Genomic DNA, 22,801 nt, shown 5'->3' on the forward strand with positions numbered 1-22,801 from the left:
GAAAGAATATGCATTACGATTTAATCGTCATCGGAGCCGGCATCGCTGGACTTGGCCATGCGTGGGCCGCCGCCAAACAGGGACATTCGGTGGCGGTCTTCGAAACGAATGCTCGGGCCGAAGGGGCCAGCATTCGCAACTTCGGCATGGTGTGGCCAGTCGGTCAGCCTGCTGGTCCTCAACGAGCCTTGGCCCTGCGAAGTCGAACGTTGTGGCGTGAACTCGGCGCAGCCGCTGGCTTTCCGGTCCATTCCTGCGGATCGATCCACCTGGCGCACCACGACGACGAACTTGCCGTTTTGCAAGAGTTCGCTCCGTCGCCAGCTGCCGATGGTCTTGATATCGAATTGGTGACGCCAGAACAAATCGCCAGGCTGACCCCTGCCGCAAACCCGAATAGTTTGAAAGGTGGTCTCTACAGCCATACCGAACTTCGCGTGACGCCGCCGATCGCTGTCAGTTCAATCGCCGCGCATCTGGCCGATGCCCACAACGTTCAGTTCCATTTCGATACGCCGATCACCAAAGTCGAATCGGGCCTGGTGCTTTCCTCGCAAGGCGAAAGCTGGACGGCCGATCGGATCGTGATTGCGTCCGGCGCGTACTTCCAGCATCTCTTCCCTGAGATTCACCGCGAAGAACGTTTGCTGCTGTGCAAATTGCAGATGCTGCTTACCGAGCCCCAGCCCGCCGATTGGCAGCTTGGTCCTCACATTGCCAGCGGCCTCACACTGCGGCACTACCCATCGTTCCGTGATTGCCCTTCGCTGTCGGCAGTGAAGGAACGCTTCGCGAACGACTCGCCGCAACTCGATCGCTTTGGCATCCATGTCATGGCATCCCAGGCCGACGGCGGTGGCTTGATCCTGGGTGACTCGCACGAGTATGGCGACGACATCGAGCCCACCGACAAAGCCGAAATCGACGCACTGATGCTCGCCGAACTGCAAAAGATCATGCAGGTTCCCAATTGGAACATCGCCCGGCGCTGGCATGGTCTCTACGCGAAGCACCCCAGCAAGATGTGCTTTGTCCGCGAAGTTTGTCCTGAAGTGCTGGTCGTGAATGGCTTCGGCGGCAACGGCATGACGCTTTCGCTGGCCTTCTCGGAATCGATCATCCATCACTGGAAGAACTCGGCCCAGTGGGAAGTTCTCCACGGCACAAACTAGCGTTCCCGCCCACACCTTCCTTTCCCACCCGCCAGAATGTACCTGAACAACTGAAGAGGCAACTCGATGAAACACTTTATCCTCCCGATCGTGGGACTGATCACGCTGCTTGCGACAACCGCTTCGGCACACGAAGGCCCTGATCCGCTGGCGCGCTGGAGGTTCGATTCCGACGCGATCTCGCAGCAAGGCGATCAGACGAAGATCCTTCCACGTCGCGGTCCAACCGGCATGCTTTCAGGCAAGTTCGAGATGCTCGGCGAGAAGTATGACGAGACCCTTTTCCTAAACGGTAATCAGTCAGCCATCGTTATTGCTGAAAACCACAACGATGCCAACAAGTACCTGCCTACCGAAGCATTGACGGTCTCCGCGGTCGTGTCGATCTCTCAGCCGGAACAATGGGGCGGACTGATCGGAGTGATCGAAGACAACGGTTCGCAGGAATCAGGTTGGCTCGTTGGCTACGACGAGAAGACCTTTACCTTTGCCCTGCGCGGGAAAGAAGGCACCGGCCGTCTGACCTATCTGAAAGGAAAGACAGCCTACGAAGCAGGCAAGCTATATCACGTGGTGGCGGTCTACGACGGCGAGACAATGCAGTTGTACGTCAACGGCCAGCTCGAGGCCGAAAGCAAAGAACAATCGGGGCCGATTCAGTATCCTGCGAAGACACCGTTCATGATCGGTGCCTATCGCGACAGTGACGAGTTCCAATCGCTCAAAGGTCGACTTCGCGAAATCGTGCTGTACGATCTCGCCGCGAAGAAGGAGTGGGTCGATCACGACTTCGAACACAATGCCAGCCTCGCCGCTCTTCCCGCGATGGAGTCGAACGATCCGCTCGAATTCGTGATCGAACCTTACCTGCAGTTCGGCACGCAGAGCAGCATGACCGTCATGTGGCGAACCAACCGCAAGGCTCTCGGCACGCTCTACTATGGCGAGACCGCCGAATGTCCTAACCGCATCGACATTCCAGAAGGAAAAGAGATTCATGAGATCACGATCGAAGGTCTTGAGCCGGAGACGCAGTACTTCTATCGCACCGAGTCACGCCTGAAGCCCGACGCCGACCCACTGACCAGCAAGCCGGCCACCTTCCAGACAGCCGTGAACCGCGATACGCCGTTCGCCTTTGCGGTGATCAGTGACACGCAAGGCAACCCAGCCGTGAGTGGCAAGCTGGCTCAATTTGCGTGGGGACAGCGTCCCAGTTTTCTGCTTCACCCAGGCGATCTCGTGGAAGTTGGACCGCGCGATTCGCATTGGACGCAGCATTTCTTTCCGAGCATGAACCCGCTGATCCGCCACGTTCCGTTCTTTCCGGTGCTGGGCAATCACGAGCAGAACGCTCAGCACTTCTACGACTACGTTTCACTGCCGACGCCGGAATACTTCTACCAATTTCGTTTTGGCAACGCCCACTTCTTCATGATCGATTCCAATCGCAACCTCGATCCCGATTCCGAGCAGTACCAGTGGCTCGAGAAACATCTTTCCGCATCGGATGCGACCTGGAAGTTTGTTTGCCATCACCACCCGCCCTATTCGTCCGACGAAAACGACTACGGCAATTTGTGGAAGACAAACAAGGGAACGCGTGGCGATCAGAATGCCCGTCAGTTGGTGCCGCTGTACGAGAAGTACCACGTCGACATCGTTTGGAATGGGCACATTCATTCGTACGAACGCACCTGGCCAATCCGCGAGAATCGAGCCGTAAAAGAGAACGCCCCGATTTACATGATCACCGGTGGCGGTGGCGGACCACTGGAAACGCCGGGGCCGATCCGTCCGTTCTTCATGAACACGGTTCGCCACGGGCACCATTACTCGATGGTTCGTATCAACGATATGAAGCTCGAGTTTCAAGCCTACGATCTCGACAACCGTCTGTTCGATCAGATGACGATCTCGAAGCAGCCGGCTGCCGCTCACGAATAGAGCGGCAAGCCTTCTTCCTGCAATTGGTCGCCTGACTCTGGCTCTGGCGACCTTTCACGGGAACGCTTGCTTTGGCAGCGAATCCGCAACACGGCAGGGTTAACCATCACCATGTGCATTGTTGGCACAAAGGTCAACGCGAGCATGGTGGCACCGATCACACCGCCAGCGATCGAAATTGCCAGTGGTGGCCAGAAGCCGCCCCCGGCCAAAACCAGTGGCAAGAAGCCAACCACGGTGGTTGCCGTCGTGGCGATCACGTGCCGGGTACCTCGCATCACCACATCACGCACCGCAATCGGATCGCCCACACGGGCCTTCTCATCTTCGCGAAGGGCAGCCAACACAACGATCGAGTCGTTGATCGCCACACCGATCAAGCCCATCGTTCCGACGATCGCCATAAATCCGAATGGGAAGCCAAACAGCCACAATGCGATCAGCCCCAAACCAACGGAAAAGAATCCGACCGCGCCAATCAAGACTGCCGCGCGGAACGAACTGAACGAAAGCACCAGCGTCGCCACCATCAGGACCATCAGCACACCGACGCTCGACATCAAGTTGCCGACCGCCTGATCGCGACCGTCCGCTTCACCACCGAGCTTCATTTTGTAACCCACTGGGAACTCGAATCCAGCCGATTTCATACGTTCGTCCAGCTTGCTGATCACCACCGAAGGCAACACGCCTGCTTTGACGTAAGCCTTCACTTCGTTCATTCGCAAGTTGTTCAGTCGCGTGACCGCAGAGATCTCGGGTTTCAACTCCAACGAGCCGATCGCCGAAAACGGAATCGTTGCCAGGCGGCGATCGCTTCCTGCTTGCGACGTCACCAGGTCGAGCGAAGCGATATCGGAAAGCTCAGCCCGCTGCGACTCGGGCAGACGCACTCGCACCGGCAGCTCTTCGGTCTCTTCGAGCACGGTGCCACCCAAGGCCCCTTCGGTCGAGGCGGCAAGCTGTTGGGCGATCTGCATGTGATTCAGCCCGGTCAGCCGGACCTTCTCTTCGTCGAGCACCAAGGCGAACTTTGGCAAGTCGTCCCCCAAGTCGCTCCGCGTGTGGGTGACTTCCGGAATCTGGGCCAGCTCGGCGCGGACTTGTTCACCAAGCGAACGCAGCACGTTCAGATCGGGACCGAAGATCCGGAGCTCAACAGGGGCATCGAAAGGAGGCCCCTGTTCGAGCTGCCGGGCCAGAATGCGAGCCTCAGGGACTTCGCGATCAAACTCCATTTGAAGCTGATTGATCACGTCCGCCGTCCCTTCGGCCGACTTCAGTTCGACGATTGCCTGACCATAAGGTGCGTTGTTTTCGCGACGTCGCACAATGTTGTAATAGAACGAAGGGACACTCTCGCCCAGGATCCAGTCGATTCCGGTCACTTCCGGATGGCGTTTGGCAATCTCGCTCACCTTCCGTGCGGTCGCTTCGGTATGGAAGATCGAGGCTTGCGGCGGCAATTCCAATTCAATCTGAAACTGATTGCGATCAGCCGGTGGAAAGAACTGCTCAGGCAGATGCCTTGCCTGCACGAAGCCGATGATCGGCAACACGATCGAAATCGCGATGCTGAGGATCGGTCGTGCCAGCAGGAAGTCGACCATGTTTTGCCAGGCAAGGGCCAGTTTCGGGCTTTGATAGCCGCCACGCCACCAACGTTCGCCGGCGTGATGATCGGGATCGGCAAACAACGCCGCCAAGGCAGGCGTCACCGTCATGGCCAGCAGGAACGAACTAGTGATCGCCAGCATCACGCTAATGGCGATCGAACCGACGAACTCGCCGGCCGGGCCCGGCATCAAAGCGATTGGTGCGAAAGCAAGCCCTGTGGTCAGCGTGCTGCCGAAGAGCGGAATTGCCAGATGGCGAGTTGCCGCCGCGACCGCGTGCCCTGCCGAGTCCCCCTCTTCCATGCGAACTTTCACTTCGTCGACCATGACGATCGCGTTGTCGATCAGCAGCCCCAGAGCGATGATCAACCCAGTGATCGACATCTGATGCATCGGAATTTCCAGCATCCGCATGCCGGCCAACACCATAAAGGCCGAGAGCGGCAAGGCGGCCCCAACCACGATCGAGCTCCGCCAGCCCATCAAGAAGAAGATCACCGCGACAACCGCCGCACCGCCAATCGCTAGATTCCATAGCAGATTGTTGAGCCGAGCTTCGACATAAGGGCTTTGCTCGAACAAACGCTCCAGTTCGACGCCGCGTGGAAGCTGCGATTCAAATTCAGAGATCGACTTCTGAGCCGAAGCATTCCACAGATCAAGTCGATAATCACTGCGGACCAACGTCCCAATGGTGACGGCCATGCGATCGTCGATAATCGCCATGCTGCGCGGAGGCTGAACGATCCCTTTATGGACTTCGGCAATATCTCCGAGGCGGACGAACTTGCCCCCCGTCCCGTATCGAATCGGCGTGGCCGAGATGCGGTCGATCGAGTCAAGTTCGCTGTCGACTTCCATTAGGAAGTCGGACTCTCGGGAACGAATCAGCCCGGCGGATAGCTTCGCGTCGCTGGCCGATAGCTGCTGGGCCACGTCGGCGGCGGTCAAGCCAATACTGGCAAGCTGGGCAGGTTGGACTTCCACGGCGATCTCTTCCTGCGGATCGCCAAACATCTCGACATCTTCGGTGCCTGGCACACTGCGCAGACGATCTTCCAACTGCTCGGCCAGACGAAGCAAGATAGCGTAGCTTGGCTTTTCATCCTGGGTCCATTTCAGTGCCAGGATCGAAGCGTAGGCCTTGGTCGTGATCAGTTCGATGTCAGGCTCGCCGACACCGTCGGGGAATTCGGCCTGGGCGTCGTCGATCTTATCGCGGATGCGTGACCAGATTTCCCCCACCTCGTAGACATCGTCGCGCAGTTCGACCACCATTACCGAAGCACCGGCTCGGCTGGTCGAGCGAATCTCTTTGATCTCTTCGACCTCTTGCAGCTCTTCTTCCATGCGGTCAGTGACCAGCACTTCGACGCGATCGCCACGGGCACCAGGGAACAGCGTGGTGACGATGGCAAAGCGTGGCGTCAGCGTCGGGTCTTCCAGCCGCGGCAGCACGAAATAAGAGGACAACCCCGCCACAATGATGACGGCGATACTTAGCATCAAGAGTCGCTTGTCGCGATAGAATGCGTCGAACATCGCAGGTGCCTTCAAGCCGAATTATTCGGGCAGTGGTTGGGTCTGAACCTGAACGCCGGGAACCAAACGATTGATTCCCGAGGCAACGACCTGATCGCCATCGACGATCGTTCCGCGGACGAAGCTCCGCTGACTGTCGCTATAGATCACTTCGACTTCGCGGCGACCAATGGTGCTATCGGCTTTGACCACGTACAGCGACCAGAGTCCGCGCGATCCTTGCAGCAGGGCCGCGTTGGGAACCCAGAAGCCAGTAGCCTGGCGAGTCGTACCGACTTCCAGACGAGCAACCTGGGCAGGCACCCATTTTCGTGATGCTTCCGGGCTAAGCGTGAACACCACGGTTTGCGTCCGCGTGGCCGAATCGAGTTCCGGGATGATGCCGCTGACCGAGGCGATTTGCGTTTGCCCATCAACCACGATCGGATACTGCTGACCGACTTCCAGCGACGCGGCCGTTTCGGGAGGCAAGCCGAACCATGCCTCGAGCGGTTCATGCTCGACCAGGCGAAAGACCGACTGGCCCGGGCTGACCACGGTGCCTTCGTCGATCGAACGACGGGCGATCTTGCCAGAGAAAGGCGCGAGCAGCCGCGTGTCTTCTTTCTCGTGCATCAAGTCGGCCAGGTCTGCTTCCAATCCAGCAACGACCGCCTTCTGCGCTTCGATTTGCTCCGGCCGTGTTCCTTCACGTAGTTCTTCCAGCCGGCTTTCGGCAGCCTGAAATCTTCCCTGGGCCGCTTGCGTTCCGTAGATGGCGTCTTCCAGAGTCTCTTGTGAAATGGCACTCCGTTTGATCAGTTGCTCGCGACGACCTCGGTTGGCCTCTTGCAGTTTCAGTTCTGCAGAGAGTTGCCGTACTTCGGCTTCGGCCGCTTCGATTGCTTCACGACGAGGGCCGGCGATCAGTTCCCGCAGAATGGCCGCTTGCTGGTCCCGCTGCGCCTCGGTCTTGCGAATCCGCGCCGCTAGATGACGATCGTCGAGCGTGGCCAGCGTTTGCCCCTCCTCGACGGTATCCCCTTCATCGGCGGTCAGGCGGATGACTTTGCCAGCCAGCTCGAACGACAGTTCGCTGGTTCGTGCCGCAACTAAGACACCGGTGTAGGTACGCCGAGCGGCATAGGTTGGCTGCGACTTGGCCGCGAACACTTCTACCGGAGTCGGTTCCGCTGTGGGTGGAGGTAACGGAACCGACTCGGCAGAAGTGAACTTCCAAGTCATCAGCGCCGCGAGGACGGCGACACCAACGACTCCGAAGAAACGCAGGGTCCAAAGTTGACGCTTCGTCCACTTTCGTGCAAAAAAAGACTCACGACTGGACGAGGAGCTGCTGATATTCATCGGCAAAGGTCTCCGTAAGGGCCTTATGAAAGACTGCTTCGTAGTCGTGGTCGGTGGACAACGCTTCCCATCCGAAACCATCGAGCATGTGATTCAGGCAATTTCGAATTGCCAGTGGCGGATTGACGATACCAATCTCGCTCAGCGAATTGCTGGTCGACATCAGCGTGAACGATCCGAAATTGATTGCCCACATTCCGAAGACCATATCTTCCGGTGTCATTTCACCAGGAAGAGTTACGTCTCCTTGAGCGATCGCATCGCGAACGATCCCTGCCACGATTCCCATGCAGGCCTGTTCGCAGGTATGCATGATATTCTGGCGTTTCTCCGAGGTCTTTTCCCAAATCGACGAGAGCCGAACGACTTGTTCGACGTGGAAATGACTCGGATACAGACGCACGAACAACTCGCACGCCACCGCGAGGGCCGTCAGTCGCTCGCGCGACTTTCCCTTGAACAGTGACGCTCTTTGGAACAACGCCGTTCGCTTCTTCTGCGTCTCGACCGCCAGTGCGAGGATGATGTCCTCTTTGTTGGGGAAGTGACGGTAAACAGTCCCTTTGCCGTATTCGACGGCTTCGGCAATGCGATCCATGCTCAAACCCAAATACCCATCGCGCTGCAACATCTCTCGTGCAACCGACAGAATTTGGGCTTCTCGCTCCAAGATCTCACGCTGTTTACGGCTAAGTGGATTCATTTCGGAACATTCTGGACGCTTCGTCCACTTTTTGCAAGCGGAAAACTGGTAAAGATTTTCTCTTCCACGAGTTCACTTCACCCCTTGTGAGTGGGTCGCAAAGGTTTGAATCGACAGCCGCGGATTGATTTCATACATTTATCGCAACATTTCCCTTGTCTCACCATCCCTAGAGGCTCCGGCACCCCCTAAACATGGTTGCACGATACTCCTTCACGGTGTCTACTTGGGGGAATTCGGGCAATCAGGCACAAACTCCATCGCTTTTTGTCAGGCCAAGCTTTCCTCATCCATCAGGTAATCGATTCCATGAGTCATCCCCAAGCGCTAGGCGGGCAACGCTTCTGGCTTGCCTCTCTCTTTCTTCTGACCTTCCCCCTGACGACGCTGGCCGGCGAGCCGGCCGGAGGCCTCGTCAAGTTCGCTGAAAGTCGAACCTGGAGCGATGACTCTGGCAAGTTTCAGATTGGTGGCAGTCTGAAGCTGGCGACGGAAAACGAAGTTCAGATCTTGAAGTCGGACGGCCTGGTCGTCACGGTGCCGCTGAACAAGCTGAGCGCGAACGATCAGAAGTTCATCGCCGACTTTTTGAAGGCAGAAGCCGCCCAGAACGATCCGTCGAACCCCTTCGCCGGCGGTGCCCCGTCCAATCCGTTCTCGGGCGGAAAGCCAGCTGCCGCCATGCCTGCCAACGCATCGCAGCCCCCGGCGGCGAATGGCAACTTGCCGAAGGTCAGTGCGGCGACCGCCGGTGCACGTCCATTGAACATCACCGCCGGCCGAGCATTCTGGTCCGTGAAGCCTCCGGTCGCACTGCCAAAAGTCGAGTTCCAAGACTCGGTCTTGCCGATTCCATTTCTGAAGCCACGTCGCGGCAAGATGGTGGCAGCGGCAGCCGGTCGTTCGCCGACGGTCTTTTTGAATGTCTATCAGGAAGGACGCCGCGCCGACGAGAACTATGGGCGGTTCGCTTTGGTTGACCCTAAGTCAGGCCAGACATCGCAAGCAACCGAATTTCCTCAGGCCTGGAAGATGCTGTGCGTTGCGCCAAATGGCAAGATGATCGCGGCCGTGGAAATTAAAGGCTTTGACAAAGGGAACGAACTGGGCATCTTCAAAGTGGAAGGGACCACCGTGATTCCGGTCGTTCAGTTCACCGCCGGTGGTGGCGACTGGGCCGAAATCCAACAGGCCAACTTCCTGCCGAACGATCGTATTGTGGTCATCGATCAGAAGAAGAAGCTCACCGTTTGGGATATCTCGAATCCAAACGCCGTGCGAGCCCTCGTTCAGGGCGAACTGCAATCGACGAACGTCAAGTTCACCCCGGCCGGCGAACTGATGATCGTGCCGGTGAAAAACAACATCGCCGTTGTCGATACCAACAGCTTCGAGGTCGCTGGCGTGATCAATGTGGGCGAAGATATCTCGCACCTTGGTGTCTCGGCCGATGGCAAACGCCTGGCGGCTAAGCAATGGAATAACCTCGTTATTTGCAGCATGGAAGATGGTTCGGTCATCAAAACGATTCCCGCCGACAGCGGCTCGCATTTCGCTGTCGAATGGGTGGGGGATTACGTGAAGGTGGGCGAAGTCCTATATGACGTGAACCTCGGGATTCCTTACTGGAAGTACGACAACTGGGCGATGGCCAAGGTGCTATACGACGACGTTCTGTTCTCTTGCTTCGACGAACGCGACGGCACCGTGATGGCGATCAACACGCTGCCACACAAGACCGCGATTCAGTCGGGCGAAGGGATCGATCCGAAGTCGGTTTTCGCAATGACTCCTGGCAGTAAAGTTCGGGTTGTCACCAAGACCGATTCGATCTCGGCGGAAGAGCAGCAGAAACTGCAAGAGGCGATCGCGGCCTGTATCGCCAAAGCAGGCTGGACACGCGACGACTCGGCTTCGATCGTGATGGAATTCTCGATCCAGCAAGGCGAAGAGAAGGAAGAAGAGTACGTCACTCAGAAGAACCGCTTCGGTCCTGCCTTTATGCCCCCTTCCTTCATCGGTGGTCGCCCTTCTGGCCCGTCCGAGAAGGTGAAGTTCCGCCCTTGGAATCACTCGGTGGAAGTCAAAGAGAATCAATCGGTGCTGTACCGCAACAACTACCTGGTCGGTGCGCCGAGCCGTTTCCAATCGGAAGAAGGGGAGTCGACCCAGCAAGCGGTGCTGAAGCTCATCAAGCCGCGACCAAGCTGGTTTGAAGGGGTCAACATTCCTTCGCACCTGATGAAGGCAGGCAACGAGTCAGGGCTGGGCAAGTCGTCGATCACCGCGACCGGCTTGAAATAAGTTCGACCGCGTCCACTCACTACGTCGCGCGACGTGCACTTCGATAGTCGCGCGGCGACATGCCAGTCGCTCGGCGAAACTGCCGGGTAAACGCGCTTTGGTCAGCGTAGCCTGCTTCCATGGCAATGCTCGAAATCGACTCGTCCGTCATCCGCAAGCGCCGCTGCGCCAGGTCGATCCGAAGCTTCAACAGCCACTGCCCGGTCGTCAGCCCGAAGACGCGTCGCATACGACGATCCAACTGGTAAGGCGACATCTCGGCGATCTCGGCCAACTGGGCCACGCTCGGCGGATTCTCCAGGTTGGCTTCCGCGTAATTGATTGCATTGATCACATGCTGGTATTCATCGGTCGCCAGGTCCGGCAATCGCAAGTCTTGCGACACCCCCACCAGGCCTACGACTTCGCCTGCCTTGTTGCGAAGTGGTAATTTGCTGGTCAGGCACCAACCCACGTCGCGTGAAGCGTAGAAGTGCAGTTCGAGCTGGCCAATCAGCGGCTGGCCGGTTTCCAGAACTTTGCGGTCCTGGTCCTCAAAACTTTGCGCAAGTGGAGGGCGTAGGACTTCGCCAGGCGTCTTTCCCAGCAGATCTGATTTCGCTTTAAGACCACATCGCTGGACCAACGTATTGTTGACCACCAGATACTGTCCCATCGTGTTTTTGATGAAAAATACGATGTCTGGCAGGTGGTCAAACAACACCTCGCCCGTGAAGGGCTGGTCGAGCTGCGTCAGGATATCTTCGATTTGTGCCATGAAATTCTCTTTCGGAACTATGCGCAAATTCAAGTCGCGATTGACGCCTTTGTCAAGACATTCCAGGTCAAATTTGGCTATGATCAAGGAACCTTGAACAAACTCACTTTGTCCTCCCTCAGCAGAGAAGTGGCGTGACCGACAAATCTGACGTGTTTCGTGGCTGTATTCCGGCCCTGATGACCCCCTGCCATGCCGATGGTACGCCTAATTTCGAGGCCCTGGTTGCCAAAGGGAAAGAACTAATCGAAGTCGGCATGACCGCGGTCGTCTATTGCGGTTCGATGGGGGATTGGCCCTTGCTGACCGACGAACAACGCCAAGAGGGGGTCCGTCTCTTGTGTGAAGCCGGGGTGCCGGTCGTCGTCGGAACCGGCGCCCAAAACCCAAAGCTGGCCGCCGCCCATGCCGCTCATGCTCAAAGCGTGGGTGCTGCCGGCCTGATGGTAATCCCCCGCGTCTTGTCGCGAGGCACCTCGAAGATCGCTCAGAAGAATCACTTCTCGGCGATCCTTTCCGCCGGTAGCGAATTGCCGTCGGTCATCTACAACAGCCCCTACTATGGCTTTGAAACCAAGGCCGACTTGTTCTTCGAACTGCGGAACGAGTTCTCGAACCTGGTTGGCTTCAAAGAATTCGGCGGGGCGACCTCGCTGACCTATGCCGCGGAACATATCACCGGCACCAATCCAGACCTGGTCCTGATGGTTGGCGTCGATACGCAGGTTTATCACGGCTTCCTGCGTTGTAACGCCAAGGGTGCGATCACCGGCGTGGGCAATGCGTTGCCGAAAGAAATTCTGCGTCTGATCGACTTGTGCGAGAAAGGTGCCGCCGGCTGTGCCGAGTCGCGTCGATTGGCTTGGGAACTGAACGAAGCGTTGACCGTGCTGTCGACCTTCGACGAAGGACCTGACCTGGTGCTGCACTACAAGTACTTGATGGTGCTGGAAGGCAACCCTGAGTACGAGCATCACTTCAACGAGAGCGACAAGCTGAGCAGCAGCCAGCGTGAATACCTGAAGGCCCAGTGGGAACTGTTCCGCAAGTGGTGGGATTCGTGGCCAGGCTCGAAGGCTTAAGTTCGATTCTCTATCACTTTGCAACCTGGGAACACGCTCGATGATTTCGGCATCGCGTCCTGAACATGTGCTGATTGTTGGCTCTGGCATCGTAGGTATTGCGTGTGCGCATTACCTCAGCAAACAGGGCCTGAAGGTGACGGTGATCGATCGTTCGACCATCGCCGGCGCGTGTTCCCATGGCAATTGCGGCTACATCTGCCCAAGCCATGTGCTGCCGCTGACCGAGCCCGAGGCCCTTGGCACGGCGTTCAAGTCGCTGTTCCAGCCGAATGCTCCGTTCCGAGTCAAACCTCGCTTCAGCCCTGCGATGTGGAACTGGATGTGGCAATTCGCCCGACGCTGCAATCATCGTCAGATGATCACCGCTGGCGTGGCACTCAAAGCGATCCTCGATTCCGCCATGAGTGAATATCGCGCACTGCTGAAGAGCGAGCCGATTCATTGCGAATGGAAAGAGACTGGCCTGCTGTATGTCTTGCAGTCGGAAAAGGGGATGCGCGGCTTCGCGGAAACCGACCGAATGCTGACCGATCACTTTGGGGTTTCGGCCAAGCGAATCGATGGCAGCGAGCTTGCCCAGTTCGAGCCCGCCCTGAAAGACAATCTCGCCGGAGCGTTCCATTACGAAGGAGACGCCTCGGTTCGACCTGACTTGCTCAATTCGCAATGGGCGGAACTCTTGAAACAGCGCGGCGTGACGTTCCTCGAAAACTGCGAGCTACAGAATATCGAGAAGACCGGCGGGCGAATCGCTCGCCTTCACACGTCGCACGGTGTGCTTGAGGCGGATCGCTTCGTGATCGCGACCGGTGCCTGGAGCACTCGGCTCGGCAAAGCTTTGGAATGCCGCATTCCGATCGAGCCTGGCAAAGGCTATTCGGTCACGATGTCGCGTCCTGATCCTTGCCCTCGTTATCCGATGCTTCTGCCGGAACACAAGGTGGGCGTTTCGCCGTTCGACGGGGGCTATCGACTTGGATCGATGATGGAGTTTTGTGGCTACGACGAATCGATTCCGCAAAATCGTATCGCGCAGCTTCGCACGTCAGCCGAGCCCTACCTGCGATCTCCTTCCACCAACGAGACACAGCAAACCTGGTATGGTTGGCGTCCGATGACGTGGGACAGCCTGCCTATCATCGGCCGGGCCCCGCGTCTTGAGAACGCATTTCTGGCAACTGGGCACAATATGCTTGGCTTGAGCATGGCCACGGCGACCGGCAAACTGGTCGCGGAACTGGTCACGCATGCTTCGCCGCATATCGATCCTCTTCCCTACTCGCCGGCCCGTTTCATTTAGTCAGGGCGAACGATCCACGCGAGGACTTTTTACCCGAATCACCACTGCAATGGGTGGTACTTTGGGTTAAGATGAACGTGCTTTCCTCACATCCCCCTGCCCTGAACGCTCTATTCGACGAGGTGCTCCTTGAATCGAACGCCCCAATCGCTTGCGCGACATCTGTTCTTGTTGATGTTGGTCTTTTTGCCCACGGCTGCCTGCCTGGGCGCGGAAGATGCCAAGCGTCCCGATCGCAACGTTATCTTCTTCATCACGGACGACGAGAGCCCTACGCTCGGCTGCTATGGCGATCCGATTGCCAAGACACCGAACATCGACAAGCTGGCCGCCGACGGAACCGTGTTCCTCAACGCATTTGCCACCACGGCCAGTTGCAGCGCCAGTCGCTCGGTGGTGATGACCGGTCTGCACAATCATATGAATGGGCAGTATGGTCACACGCATCACTTTCATAAGTTCTCGTCGTATCACGACGTGGTGAGCCTGGCCCTTCCCCGTTTGATGGCCGACGCCGGCTATCGCACGGCACGATGTGGCAAGTATCACGTCGCCCCAGAAGCGGTCTTTCACTTCGAGAAAACCATTCCAGCCAACGAACGCTCGACGGTCGAGATGGCGGAAAACTGCCGCGAGTTCATCACGGAAAATAGCGAGCATCCCTTCTTCCTTTACTTCGCCACCAGCGATCCACATCGTGGCGGAGGCGTCGACAAGACTTCGTCGCTGGAACTGAAGCCGAACCTGTTTGGCAACAAGCCGAACAAGAAGGCTTACCCAGGCGTCGATGAAGTGTTCTACGATCCAGCCGAAGTGCCGATCCCCGAATTCCTTCCTGACACGCCAGACACGCGCGAAGAACTGGCGCAATATTACCAATCGGTCTCGCGTATCGACCAGGGCCTCGGACGATTGGTCGAGATCCTGAAAGAGAATGGTCTGTACGACAAGACGATGATTGTTTTCACCGCAGATCATGGCATGGCGTTCTCGGGCGGAAAGACGACCGTTTACGAAGGAGGCCTGCGGGTTCCTTTCGTCGTGCGTGATCCGTACGAGAAGAATCGGGGCGTCAAAACCGAAGCGATGATCAGCCATGTCGACATCACTCCATCGCTGCTCGACTTCGCCGGGGCGCTCGATCGGGAAGCCCACCGTCCCAAGAACCCAATCAACGCGAATGCGTTCTGGAAAAAGCGTGGAGAAGCGCTCCAAGAGAATCGTAGCGGCGGCAACAAATTCAACGAGTACCACGGTCGCTCGTGGATTCCGCTACTGGGCGATCCAGAAGCAACGACGCACGATTCGATTTTCGCGTCGCATACCTTCCACGAAATCCAGATGTATTACCCCATGCGAGTCTATCGCGACAAGCGGTTCAAGTTGATCTGGAACATCGCGCACAAGCTCGACTATCCCTTCGCTTCGGACCTGTGGGCTGCTTCCAGTTGGCAAGCTCAATACCAAAAAGGGGAAGACGCACCATACGGTACGCGAACCGTTGGCGAGTACATTCATCGCCCGGAATTCGAGCTTTTCAACATGGAAACCGACCCGCACGAATCGCTGAACCTGGCCAACGATCCAGCCTATGCCGAAGTGCTCGAGCAGTACAAAGCGAAGCTGAAAGCCAAGCAGAAAGAGCTGGATGATCCTTGGATCATGAAGTGGGACTACCAGTAATTTATCTTTCTGCCGACGACCCTTAAGGCCCTTTCGCCCGAGCGAGAGGGCCTTTTTCGTGCGCTCGTGCAGACAGAAATATATTCGGCCGATTGAGTTTTTCTCGGTTGTTTGCCAGTATGGTCAGGCCCCCTTCGCTTCCCCTCTTGGATCACCCCACTCGTCAAGCCAAGAAAGCCTTCGATGCCCCACCGACGCCCACTCTGGCTAGAGCTTGCTGCTGGCCTGTTTCTATTGTTATGCCCTCTCGTCTGCCAGGCAGAGACGCAACTTCAGTGGGAAGAACTCCCAGCCCTGCCAAACGATTTGGGGGTGGCCGGTCCAATGGCAGGCGTTCACAACGACTGCTTGATTGTTGGCGGCGGAGCGAATTTCCCGCGACCAGTTTGGGAATCGGCCAAGCAGTGGGTCGACGACGTCTACGTTCTTTCGCAAACGAATGACGGCTATCAGTGGCAAACCGCTGGCAAGCTTCCTCGTCCGATCGCTTATGGCGCCGCGGTCCATACTTCGCAAGGCGTGCTATGCATCGGTGGCGCGGATGCGGAGTCCGTTTATGCAGACTGCTACTTCCTGAGTTGGTCGAACGACAAGCTTTCAACTCTTGAGGTTGCTCCCCTCCCACAGCCGATGGCCTACGGTCAGGCTGCACGACTTGGCGACAAGGTTTACGTAGCATGCGGGCAGTCAGGGACCGGCCTCGCCAGTGCAACGAACAAGCTATGGTCGCTCGACCTCACTCAGTCTGGCGAACCGAAGAACTGGAAGTGGAACGAGCTTCCCGTGCTGCCTGGTCCGACCCGGGCCTTCAACCTGGTGGCCGCACAACACGACGGCTTCGACGCGTCGCTTTACGTGATTGGTGGCCGGCGTGAAGAAGCCGGCCAGGTCGAGTTCCTTCAAGATGTCTGGCAATATAATCCTCGCACCAACGTCTGGAAGCAGCGCTCGGATGCTCCCCGCGTAATGATGGCGGGCGAAGCGGCCGCCGTTGGGCAGAGCCATATCTTCGTGCTCGGCAGTGCCGACGAGAGCAACTGGGACCGCGTTGACGAACTGAAGGACGACCACCCAGGCTTTCCGCGAGAAGCGTTTGCTTACCATGCGATCACCGATACCTGGAACTCCCTCGGAGAAACGCCGGAGAACCTGGTTACGACCATTGCCGTTCCCTGGGGCGATTCGATTATCTTGCCTAGTGGCGAAGTCCGTCCCCGTGTTCGGTCGCCCCATATCTGGAAGATCACGCCAAACACCACAGGCAAAAGCTTCGGCATGGTCAACTACGTTGTGCTGTTTGGTTACTTGCTGGCGATGGTCGGGGTTGGGGTGTACTTCACGCAGAAAAACAAAAACACCGACGACTACTTTCGTGGCGGGAAGCAAATCCCGTGGTGGGCGGCTGGGTGCAGCATCTTCGCCACGATGCTCAGCTCGTTGACTTTCACCGGATTGCCCTCCAAAGCATTCGCGCAAGATTGGGTCTACGCGCTGGGCAACTTCACGATTCCAATCGTCGCGATTCTGGCGGTTTATGTCGCCCTCCCCTTCTATCGCCGAATTGATGCGACCAGTGCTTACGAATACCTCCACAAGCGTTTCGGTTATGGCACGCGGATTCTGGCCAGTGCCAGCTTCGTATCGTTTCATTTATTTCGCATGGCGATTGTGATGTCGCTTACTGCGTTGGCGCTGGCCGTGGCGACGCCTCTTTCGCCGGTGCAGTCGGTCTTGCTGATGGGGGTCCTCAGCGTTGCCTACTGCACGATGGGAGGCATTGAAGCAGTCATCTGGACCGATACCATCCAAACCTTTGTGCTGCTGGGCGGAGCGATCCTGGCGATCGCGTTGCTGATTGCCGGCGTCGACGGCGGGATGGCAGGCTTCTGGGAAATCTCGCAGTCGGCCGACAAGTTCAACCTGGCGAACTGGAATCTCGAAGTCGGCACGGCCCAGGTCGCCTTCTGGGTGATTGTCTTGGGAGCGGTTGCCCAGAACATCTCTTCGTACACTGCCGATCAAGCGGTCGTGCAACGTTACGTGACGACCCCGACCGAAAAGCTCGCGGCCCGATCGATCTGGATCAGTGCCGTTTTGACCATACCGGCGACGCTGCTGTTCTTTGGAATCGGGACGTCGCTCTATGCGTTCTATCACAGCAATCCTGAACGACTGGACGCACTGATCACAACCGATCAGATCTTTCCGCTGTTCATTGCTCGAGAAATTCCGATTGGTCTGGCCGGTTTGATCGTGGCCGGTGTTTTCGCCGCGGCCCAGTCAACGATCTCGACCAGTATGAACTCGTCGGCAACGACCATCATTGTCGACTTCCTGCGTCCCAATAATTTCTGCCAATCGGAACGCGCCTATCTGAACGCTGCCCGGGCATGCACTTTTCTAGTCGGGACCATCGGCACGATGCTCGGGTTGATGTTTGTCGATCCGACGATTCGATCGTTGTTCGACTCGTTCATTTTGATCGTCGGGATCTTCATGGGAATCCTGGGCGGTCTCTTCTTGTTAGGTGCATTCACCCGCCGCACGAATCAGGCCGGAGCTTTGGCCGGGGCGATCGTCGGTGCGGCGGCCATGGTCTGCTTGTGGAAATTCTCTAGCTTCACCAGTTTTGTGTTTCCCGTAGCGGGATTGTCGGTTTGCTTCGTGGTCGGCTACGTCGCTAGCTACCTCTTCGGTCCTGCCCCGAAAGACCTGGCAGGGCTCACCGTTTACGACTTCCCCCCTTCCGAGAGCGAAACTTCCAGCACGTAGTTCTCTAGAGCGGTGCTGGTAGAGAATTGATCCACCCGATAACAATAGACCATTCGAAATATTGCCCTCTCGAATTGAAGCTGGATGCCGATGAATCGCGAGTTCCAAGATGGCCTGGTCGATCAACTTTTTGATTGCCTGGGTGACGTCGTCTATTGCGTGAAGGATACCGCAGGACGTTATACTTTCGTGAATCATGCGTTCGCCGAACGCCTGGGTGTTACTGATCCCAGCGAGTTGATCGGGAAAACCGCGTCGGACTATTTCCCGGCCGAACTTGCCAAGGTCTACGACGACCAGGACCGCGAAGTCCTCCGCACGGGTCAGCCGCTACGTGACCAACTCGAATTGATCTCGAATGTCGACGGATCGCTCGGCTGGTATCTCTCAAATAAGTTCCCCATTTTGAAAGACGATGGCGAGACCACCGGTGTGGTTGGGGTTTCGCAGGACTTAAAGCACCCCAACGACAGCGATCTAGAACTGGCCGACCTGCGGGTAACCGTCGATTACATCCGAACCCACATTTCGGAACCGCTGAAAACGGAAGAGCTCGCAGAACAAGTCGGACTTTCCACGACGCAGCTCGATCGACGAATGCGACGCGTATTTCGGCTTTCGACGAAGAAGTTCGTGATGAAGGTCCGCCTCGACCTGGCGACGCAACTTCTCGCGTCCACTGAACAGTCCTTGTCAGAGATCGCTTTGGCGTGTGGTTTTAGCGATCAAAGTGCCTTCACACGGCACTTTGGCGCAACGGCAAATCAAACGCCATTGGCGTACCGAAAGTCCCACCAGAAGCTGGGTTAGGGAAATTGGAGCCTTTTTCGCGTTTCGATTTTTGGCGGAAACGAGCGTCTATGACATTCAAAATGTTCAATACTGCGCAGAGCCCTTCTCTCTAGAATTCAGGAAATGGATTTCTTCCCAGGCTCACTCGCAGGTGTTACTCGTGTCGACAGTAATGCATCCCGAACAAACGTTGAATGGTTTTGATCTCGATCAGCTTGCTCGCGAGGCTGTTCAGCTCGCCGCCGAGATCCTTCAGGCATCCAAGGCTCGCGAAACCGCGGAGGACCGCGCCAACCTCGCCAAGGTTGCTGGTCTGATCGAAGATCACGAAGGCAAAGAACTGACCGTCGCTATGGCGGACCAGGTGCTGCGGATCAAGAACCCGCGTCGCTCGGCTCACCAGCTCAAGGCACTTGTGCAGCAGCATGGCCTGCCGAAGTACTTCAGCCCGATGGATCGCTTCCTGTTGCAGCTCGGCGTCTGGGCAGCTCAGGTCGCACCCGGCATCGTGATGCCACTGATTCGCAAACGAATCCAGACCGATTCGTCGCACGTGATCATTTCGGCTGAACCCAACTCGTTCGCCAACTATCTGCAACAGCGCAAGAAAGATGGCATCCGTATCAACTTGAACCAGTTGGGCGAAGCGGTTCTGGGTGCGCAGGAAGCAGAACGCCGGTTGGAATCGTACCTCAAGCGTTTGGAAGATCCTTCGATTCGCTACGTCTCGGTGAAGCTCTCTTCGGTCGCCGCCCATATCAGCCTGATCGGTTACGAAGCCACGCTGAAAGAAATTAAGGATCGGCTCCGGATTCTATACCGCGCCGCGCTGGCCGACGCCAAGAATCCGCGGTTTATCAATCTGGATATGGAAGAGTATCGCGACCTCTATCTGACGGTCGACGTCTTCCGCGCCGTGCTCGACGAACCAGAGTTCGCCCAACTGCCAGCGGGCATCGTGCTTCAGGCCTACCTGCCAGACTCGTTTGAAGTCTTACAGTCGCTGACCCAGTGGGCCAAAGATCGTGTCGCCAACGGTGGCGCCGAGATCAAGATTCGCCTGGTCAAAGGGGCGAACCTGGCGATGGAACAAGTTGAAGCTTCGCTGAATGGCTGGCCACAAGCTCCTTACCACACCAAGACCGAAACCGACGCCAACTACAAGCGGATGGTTGAGTTTGCCTTCCGTCCTGAAAATATGGCTGCGGTGCGAATCGGTCTGGCGAGTCACAACTTGTTCGATGTCGCCTTTGCCCTGCGAATGGCCCAGCAGCGCGGCGTGACCGCGCGTGTCGAGTTCGAGATGCTGGAAGGCATGGCCAACGCCCAGGCTCGCGAGATGCGCGATCGCACCGGCGATCTGTTGGTTTACGCACCGGTTTGTTACGACGCCGACTTTGATTCGGCAGTGGCGTACCTGGTCCGTCGTTTCGACGAGAACACACAGCCTGGCAGCTTCCTTGGTTCGTTGTTCGGGCTGGAAGTCGGCTCGGAGGCCTGGAAAACGCAAAGCAAGTTGTTCCTCGATGCCTGCCGGTTGGCACAGTCCGATCAATTGGCCGCCAAGCCAAATCGAATTCAAAATCGCGCGGTGGAAGTTCATCAACCAACCACGGCCAGCGATCCATTCGATAATGCTCCGAACACCGACTTCTCGATTCCAGCCAATCGCAAGTGGATCGCCGAGTTGGTTAGCGACTGGAAGAACAGAACCTTTGGTATTGTTCCGCTGCAAGTCGACGGCGTGGAAGCAACGACCGAGATCGTTTCGGACGGGCACGATCCTTCACGTCCGGGACTGAAGCTATATCAATACGCCAACGGAACCCCGGAGCATGTCGAGTCGGCCTTAAGCTCCGCCGTGCAGAGTCAGACCGCATGGGAACAACTGGGCACTGTCAAGCGTGCCGAGATCCTGCGTAACTTCGCCGCTGTGGCCTCCCAACAGCGTGGCGACATGATTGGCGTGATGATGGCCGACGCCGGGAAAGCGGTCACCGAGAGCGATGCGGAAATCAGCGAAGCGATCGACTTCGCCGAGTACTACAGCCGTTCGCTCGACACGGCAGGTTGGGACGATGGAACTACTTCGACGCCCGTCGGCGTGGTGGTCGTGACGCCGCCTTGGAACTTCCCTTATGCCATTCCCGCGGGTGGCTGCCTGGCCGCGTTGATGGCCGGGAACAGTGTCATTCTTAAGCCTGCTCCCGAAACCGTTTTTACGGCGTGGCACCTTGCTTGCCAACTATGGGAAGCGGGCGTTCCTCGCGACGTTCTTCAGTTTCTGCCGGTCGAAGATGGTCCTGTCGGCCAGTCGCTACTCAGCGATCCTCGTGTCGCGGTGGTTGTGCTCACCGGAGCTTATGCGACGGCGCAGCTATTTCAGTCTTGGCGTCCGGAACTTCGCCTCTATGCCGAAACCAGCGGCAAGAACAGCATGATCATTTCGTCGGCGGCCGATCTCGATCTAGCCGTGAAAGACCTGGTGCGGGGAGCCTTTGGTCACGCGGGGCAGAAGTGCTCGGCGACAAGCCTGGCGATTGTGCAGCGCGATGTTTACGAGAGCCCGCAGTTCCGCAACCAGCTTCGCGACGCGGCAGCCAGCCTGCATGTTGCCTCGGCGTGGGATCTTTCGGTCGACGTGACGCCGATCATTCGCCCACCGCATGACGAGCTTCAACGTGGCCTGACTCAGCTTGATGAAGGGGAAGAGTGGCTGCTTGAGCCGCAGATGCTCGAGGGCAACCCTTGCCTTTGGAGCCCTGGCATCCGTCTCGGCGTGAAGCCAGGCAGTTGGTATCACCGAACTGAATGCTTCGGACCAGTGCTCGGTATCATCCCGGTCGATACTTTCGAAGAAGCGATTCAGATCCAAAACAATAGCGAGTTCGGTCTGACGGGTGGTCTCTACTCGTTGGACGTGACTGAAATCGAAACCTGGCGAAGCAAAGTCGAAGTCGGCAATGGTTATATCAACCGCACCACGACCGGCGCGATCGTCCAACGTCAACCTTTTGGTGGCTGGAAGAACTCGTCGGTTGGTCCTGGTGCCAAGGCTGGTGGTCCGAACTATGTCGCGGCCTTCCGCAACTGGACCCAGGTCGCATTGCCAGCGACAACGTCGAAGGGAGATGCCCTTCCGGCCCAATTGCTGGAACTTCTGCCAACCGAACGTGATCGCGTCGAACTTCGAACCGCCGCTGCCAGCTATCGGTACTGGTGGAACGAGATGTTCTCGAAACAGCACGATCCGTCGCAGCTCCATGGTGAAACGAACGACTTTCGCTATCGTCCATTGCCACAGCATGTGGTCCGGGTCGAATCGGACGATGTTCGCTTGCTCGACGTGCTGAAGAGCTACGTCATCTGCCAGATGGGCAACGTGCCATGGAAACTAAGCGTCGCCCCAGGCGTGACATTGTTCAACAAGGCTCCATCGAAGGTTCAGTCACAGATTAAAACGGAATCGACGGCGGCCTTCCTTGAACAGCTTCGCCACAGCACCCCTGGCAGCGTCCGCGTGCTGGGTGCCGCTCCGGAAGTTGCTTTGGAGGTAAAGGGCTTTGGACATCGGGTTCTCGCCGGTGAAGCGATAGCCAACGGTCGCCTTGAATGGCTCGGTTACCTCCGGGAACAATCGATCACCGAGATCGTTCACCGCCACGGCAATACGACCTCACGAGCACCTCGCCGGTAAAAGCACGACATCGGCCGGGATCGATGGTAGGATTAGGGGCAATCGGAAACGTCAGGTTTCCTTGCCCCATCCCCTGCCCCATGCAAT

13 protein-coding genes are annotated in these 22,801 nt (G+C 57.3%); 9 read left to right on the plus strand and 4 right to left on the minus strand.

The window, feature by feature from the left end:
* Nucleotides 1–8: 8 nt before the first annotated feature.
* A complete protein-coding gene (locus tag ABD890_RS18140; RefSeq protein WP_345092982.1) occupies nucleotides 9–1,172 on the plus strand; it encodes a TIGR03364 family FAD-dependent oxidoreductase in 1,164 nt (387 codons plus the stop codon).
* A 66-nt stretch (nucleotides 1,173–1,238) separates the two neighbouring features.
* Nucleotides 1,239–3,119 (plus strand): LamG-like jellyroll fold domain-containing protein, encoded by a 1,881-nt coding sequence (locus tag ABD890_RS18145; protein ID WP_345092986.1) that lies wholly within the window; start codon nucleotides 1,239–1,241, stop codon nucleotides 3,117–3,119.
* On the opposite strand, the gene ABD890_RS18150 is transcribed toward ABD890_RS18145, so the two are convergent.
* The 3 genes from ABD890_RS18150 to ABD890_RS18160 form a co-directional block, all read right to left on the minus strand.
* Nucleotides 3,110–6,277: an efflux RND transporter permease subunit gene (locus tag ABD890_RS18150; RefSeq protein ID WP_345092989.1), complete on the minus strand. Its 3,168-nt coding sequence runs from the start codon at nucleotides 6,275–6,277 to the stop codon at nucleotides 3,110–3,112. The two genes, ABD890_RS18145 and ABD890_RS18150, sit on opposite strands and share 10 nt — an antisense overlap.
* Before the next feature lie 21 nt (nucleotides 6,278–6,298).
* Nucleotides 6,299–7,501, minus strand: coding sequence for an efflux RND transporter periplasmic adaptor subunit (locus tag ABD890_RS18155; RefSeq protein WP_345092992.1), 1,203 nt, complete (start codon nucleotides 7,499–7,501; stop codon nucleotides 6,299–6,301).
* An 88-nt stretch (nucleotides 7,502–7,589) separates the two neighbouring features.
* Nucleotides 7,590–8,324 carry a TetR/AcrR family transcriptional regulator gene (locus tag ABD890_RS18160; RefSeq protein ID WP_345092997.1) on the minus strand — a complete coding sequence of 245 codons (735 nt, stop codon included), beginning with the start codon at nucleotides 8,322–8,324 and terminating at the stop codon, nucleotides 7,590–7,592.
* 309 nt (nucleotides 8,325–8,633) lie between these two features.
* On the opposite strand from ABD890_RS18160, the gene ABD890_RS18165 reads away from it, so the two are divergent.
* Nucleotides 8,634–10,628, plus strand: a complete 1,995-nt coding sequence (locus tag ABD890_RS18165; protein WP_345093000.1) for an SHD1 domain-containing protein — start codon at nucleotides 8,634–8,636, stop codon at nucleotides 10,626–10,628.
* A 19-nt stretch (nucleotides 10,629–10,647) separates the two neighbouring features.
* On the opposite strand, the gene ABD890_RS18170 is transcribed toward ABD890_RS18165, so the two are convergent.
* Entirely contained in the window at nucleotides 10,648–11,385 is a 738-nt protein-coding gene (locus ABD890_RS18170; RefSeq protein WP_345093003.1) for an AraC family transcriptional regulator, read from the minus strand.
* A gap of 134 nt (nucleotides 11,386–11,519) precedes the next feature.
* Here ABD890_RS18170 and ABD890_RS18175 point away from each other — a divergent pair, with 134 nt between their 5' ends.
* The 6 genes from ABD890_RS18175 to ABD890_RS18200 all read left to right on the plus strand — a co-directional run bounded on the left by ABD890_RS18175 (nucleotide 11,520) and on the right by ABD890_RS18200 (nucleotide 22,714).
* Nucleotides 11,520–12,467, plus strand: coding sequence for a dihydrodipicolinate synthase family protein (locus tag ABD890_RS18175; protein WP_345093006.1), 948 nt, complete (start codon nucleotides 11,520–11,522; stop codon nucleotides 12,465–12,467).
* Nucleotides 12,468–12,507: 40 nt separating this feature from the next.
* Nucleotides 12,508–13,770 carry an NAD(P)/FAD-dependent oxidoreductase gene (locus ABD890_RS18180; RefSeq protein ID WP_345093009.1) on the plus strand — a complete coding sequence of 421 codons (1,263 nt, stop codon included), beginning with the start codon at nucleotides 12,508–12,510 and terminating at the stop codon, nucleotides 13,768–13,770.
* Nucleotides 13,771–13,944: 174 nt separating this feature from the next.
* Nucleotides 13,945–15,453, plus strand: a complete 1,509-nt coding sequence (locus ABD890_RS18185) for a sulfatase family protein (protein ID WP_345095042.1) — start codon at nucleotides 13,945–13,947, stop codon at nucleotides 15,451–15,453.
* 183 nt (nucleotides 15,454–15,636) lie between these two features.
* Entirely contained in the window at nucleotides 15,637–18,225 is a 2,589-nt protein-coding gene (locus tag ABD890_RS18190) for a sodium:solute symporter family protein (RefSeq protein WP_345093012.1), read from the plus strand.
* Nucleotides 18,226–18,315: 90 nt separating this feature from the next.
* Entirely contained in the window at nucleotides 18,316–19,035 is a 720-nt protein-coding gene (locus tag ABD890_RS18195; protein ID WP_345093015.1) for an AraC family transcriptional regulator, read from the plus strand.
* Between the two features lie 142 nt (nucleotides 19,036–19,177).
* On the plus strand, nucleotides 19,178–22,714 hold the full coding sequence (locus ABD890_RS18200; protein ID WP_345093017.1) for a proline dehydrogenase family protein: 3,537 nt from the start codon (nucleotides 19,178–19,180) through the stop codon (nucleotides 22,712–22,714).
* Nucleotides 22,715–22,801 lie beyond the last annotated feature (87 nt).

The sequence above is a fragment of the Bremerella cremea genome, assembly GCF_039541315.1.
In the GTDB taxonomy this organism is placed as follows: Bacteria; Planctomycetota; Planctomycetia; order Pirellulales; family Pirellulaceae; genus Bremerella; species Bremerella cremea.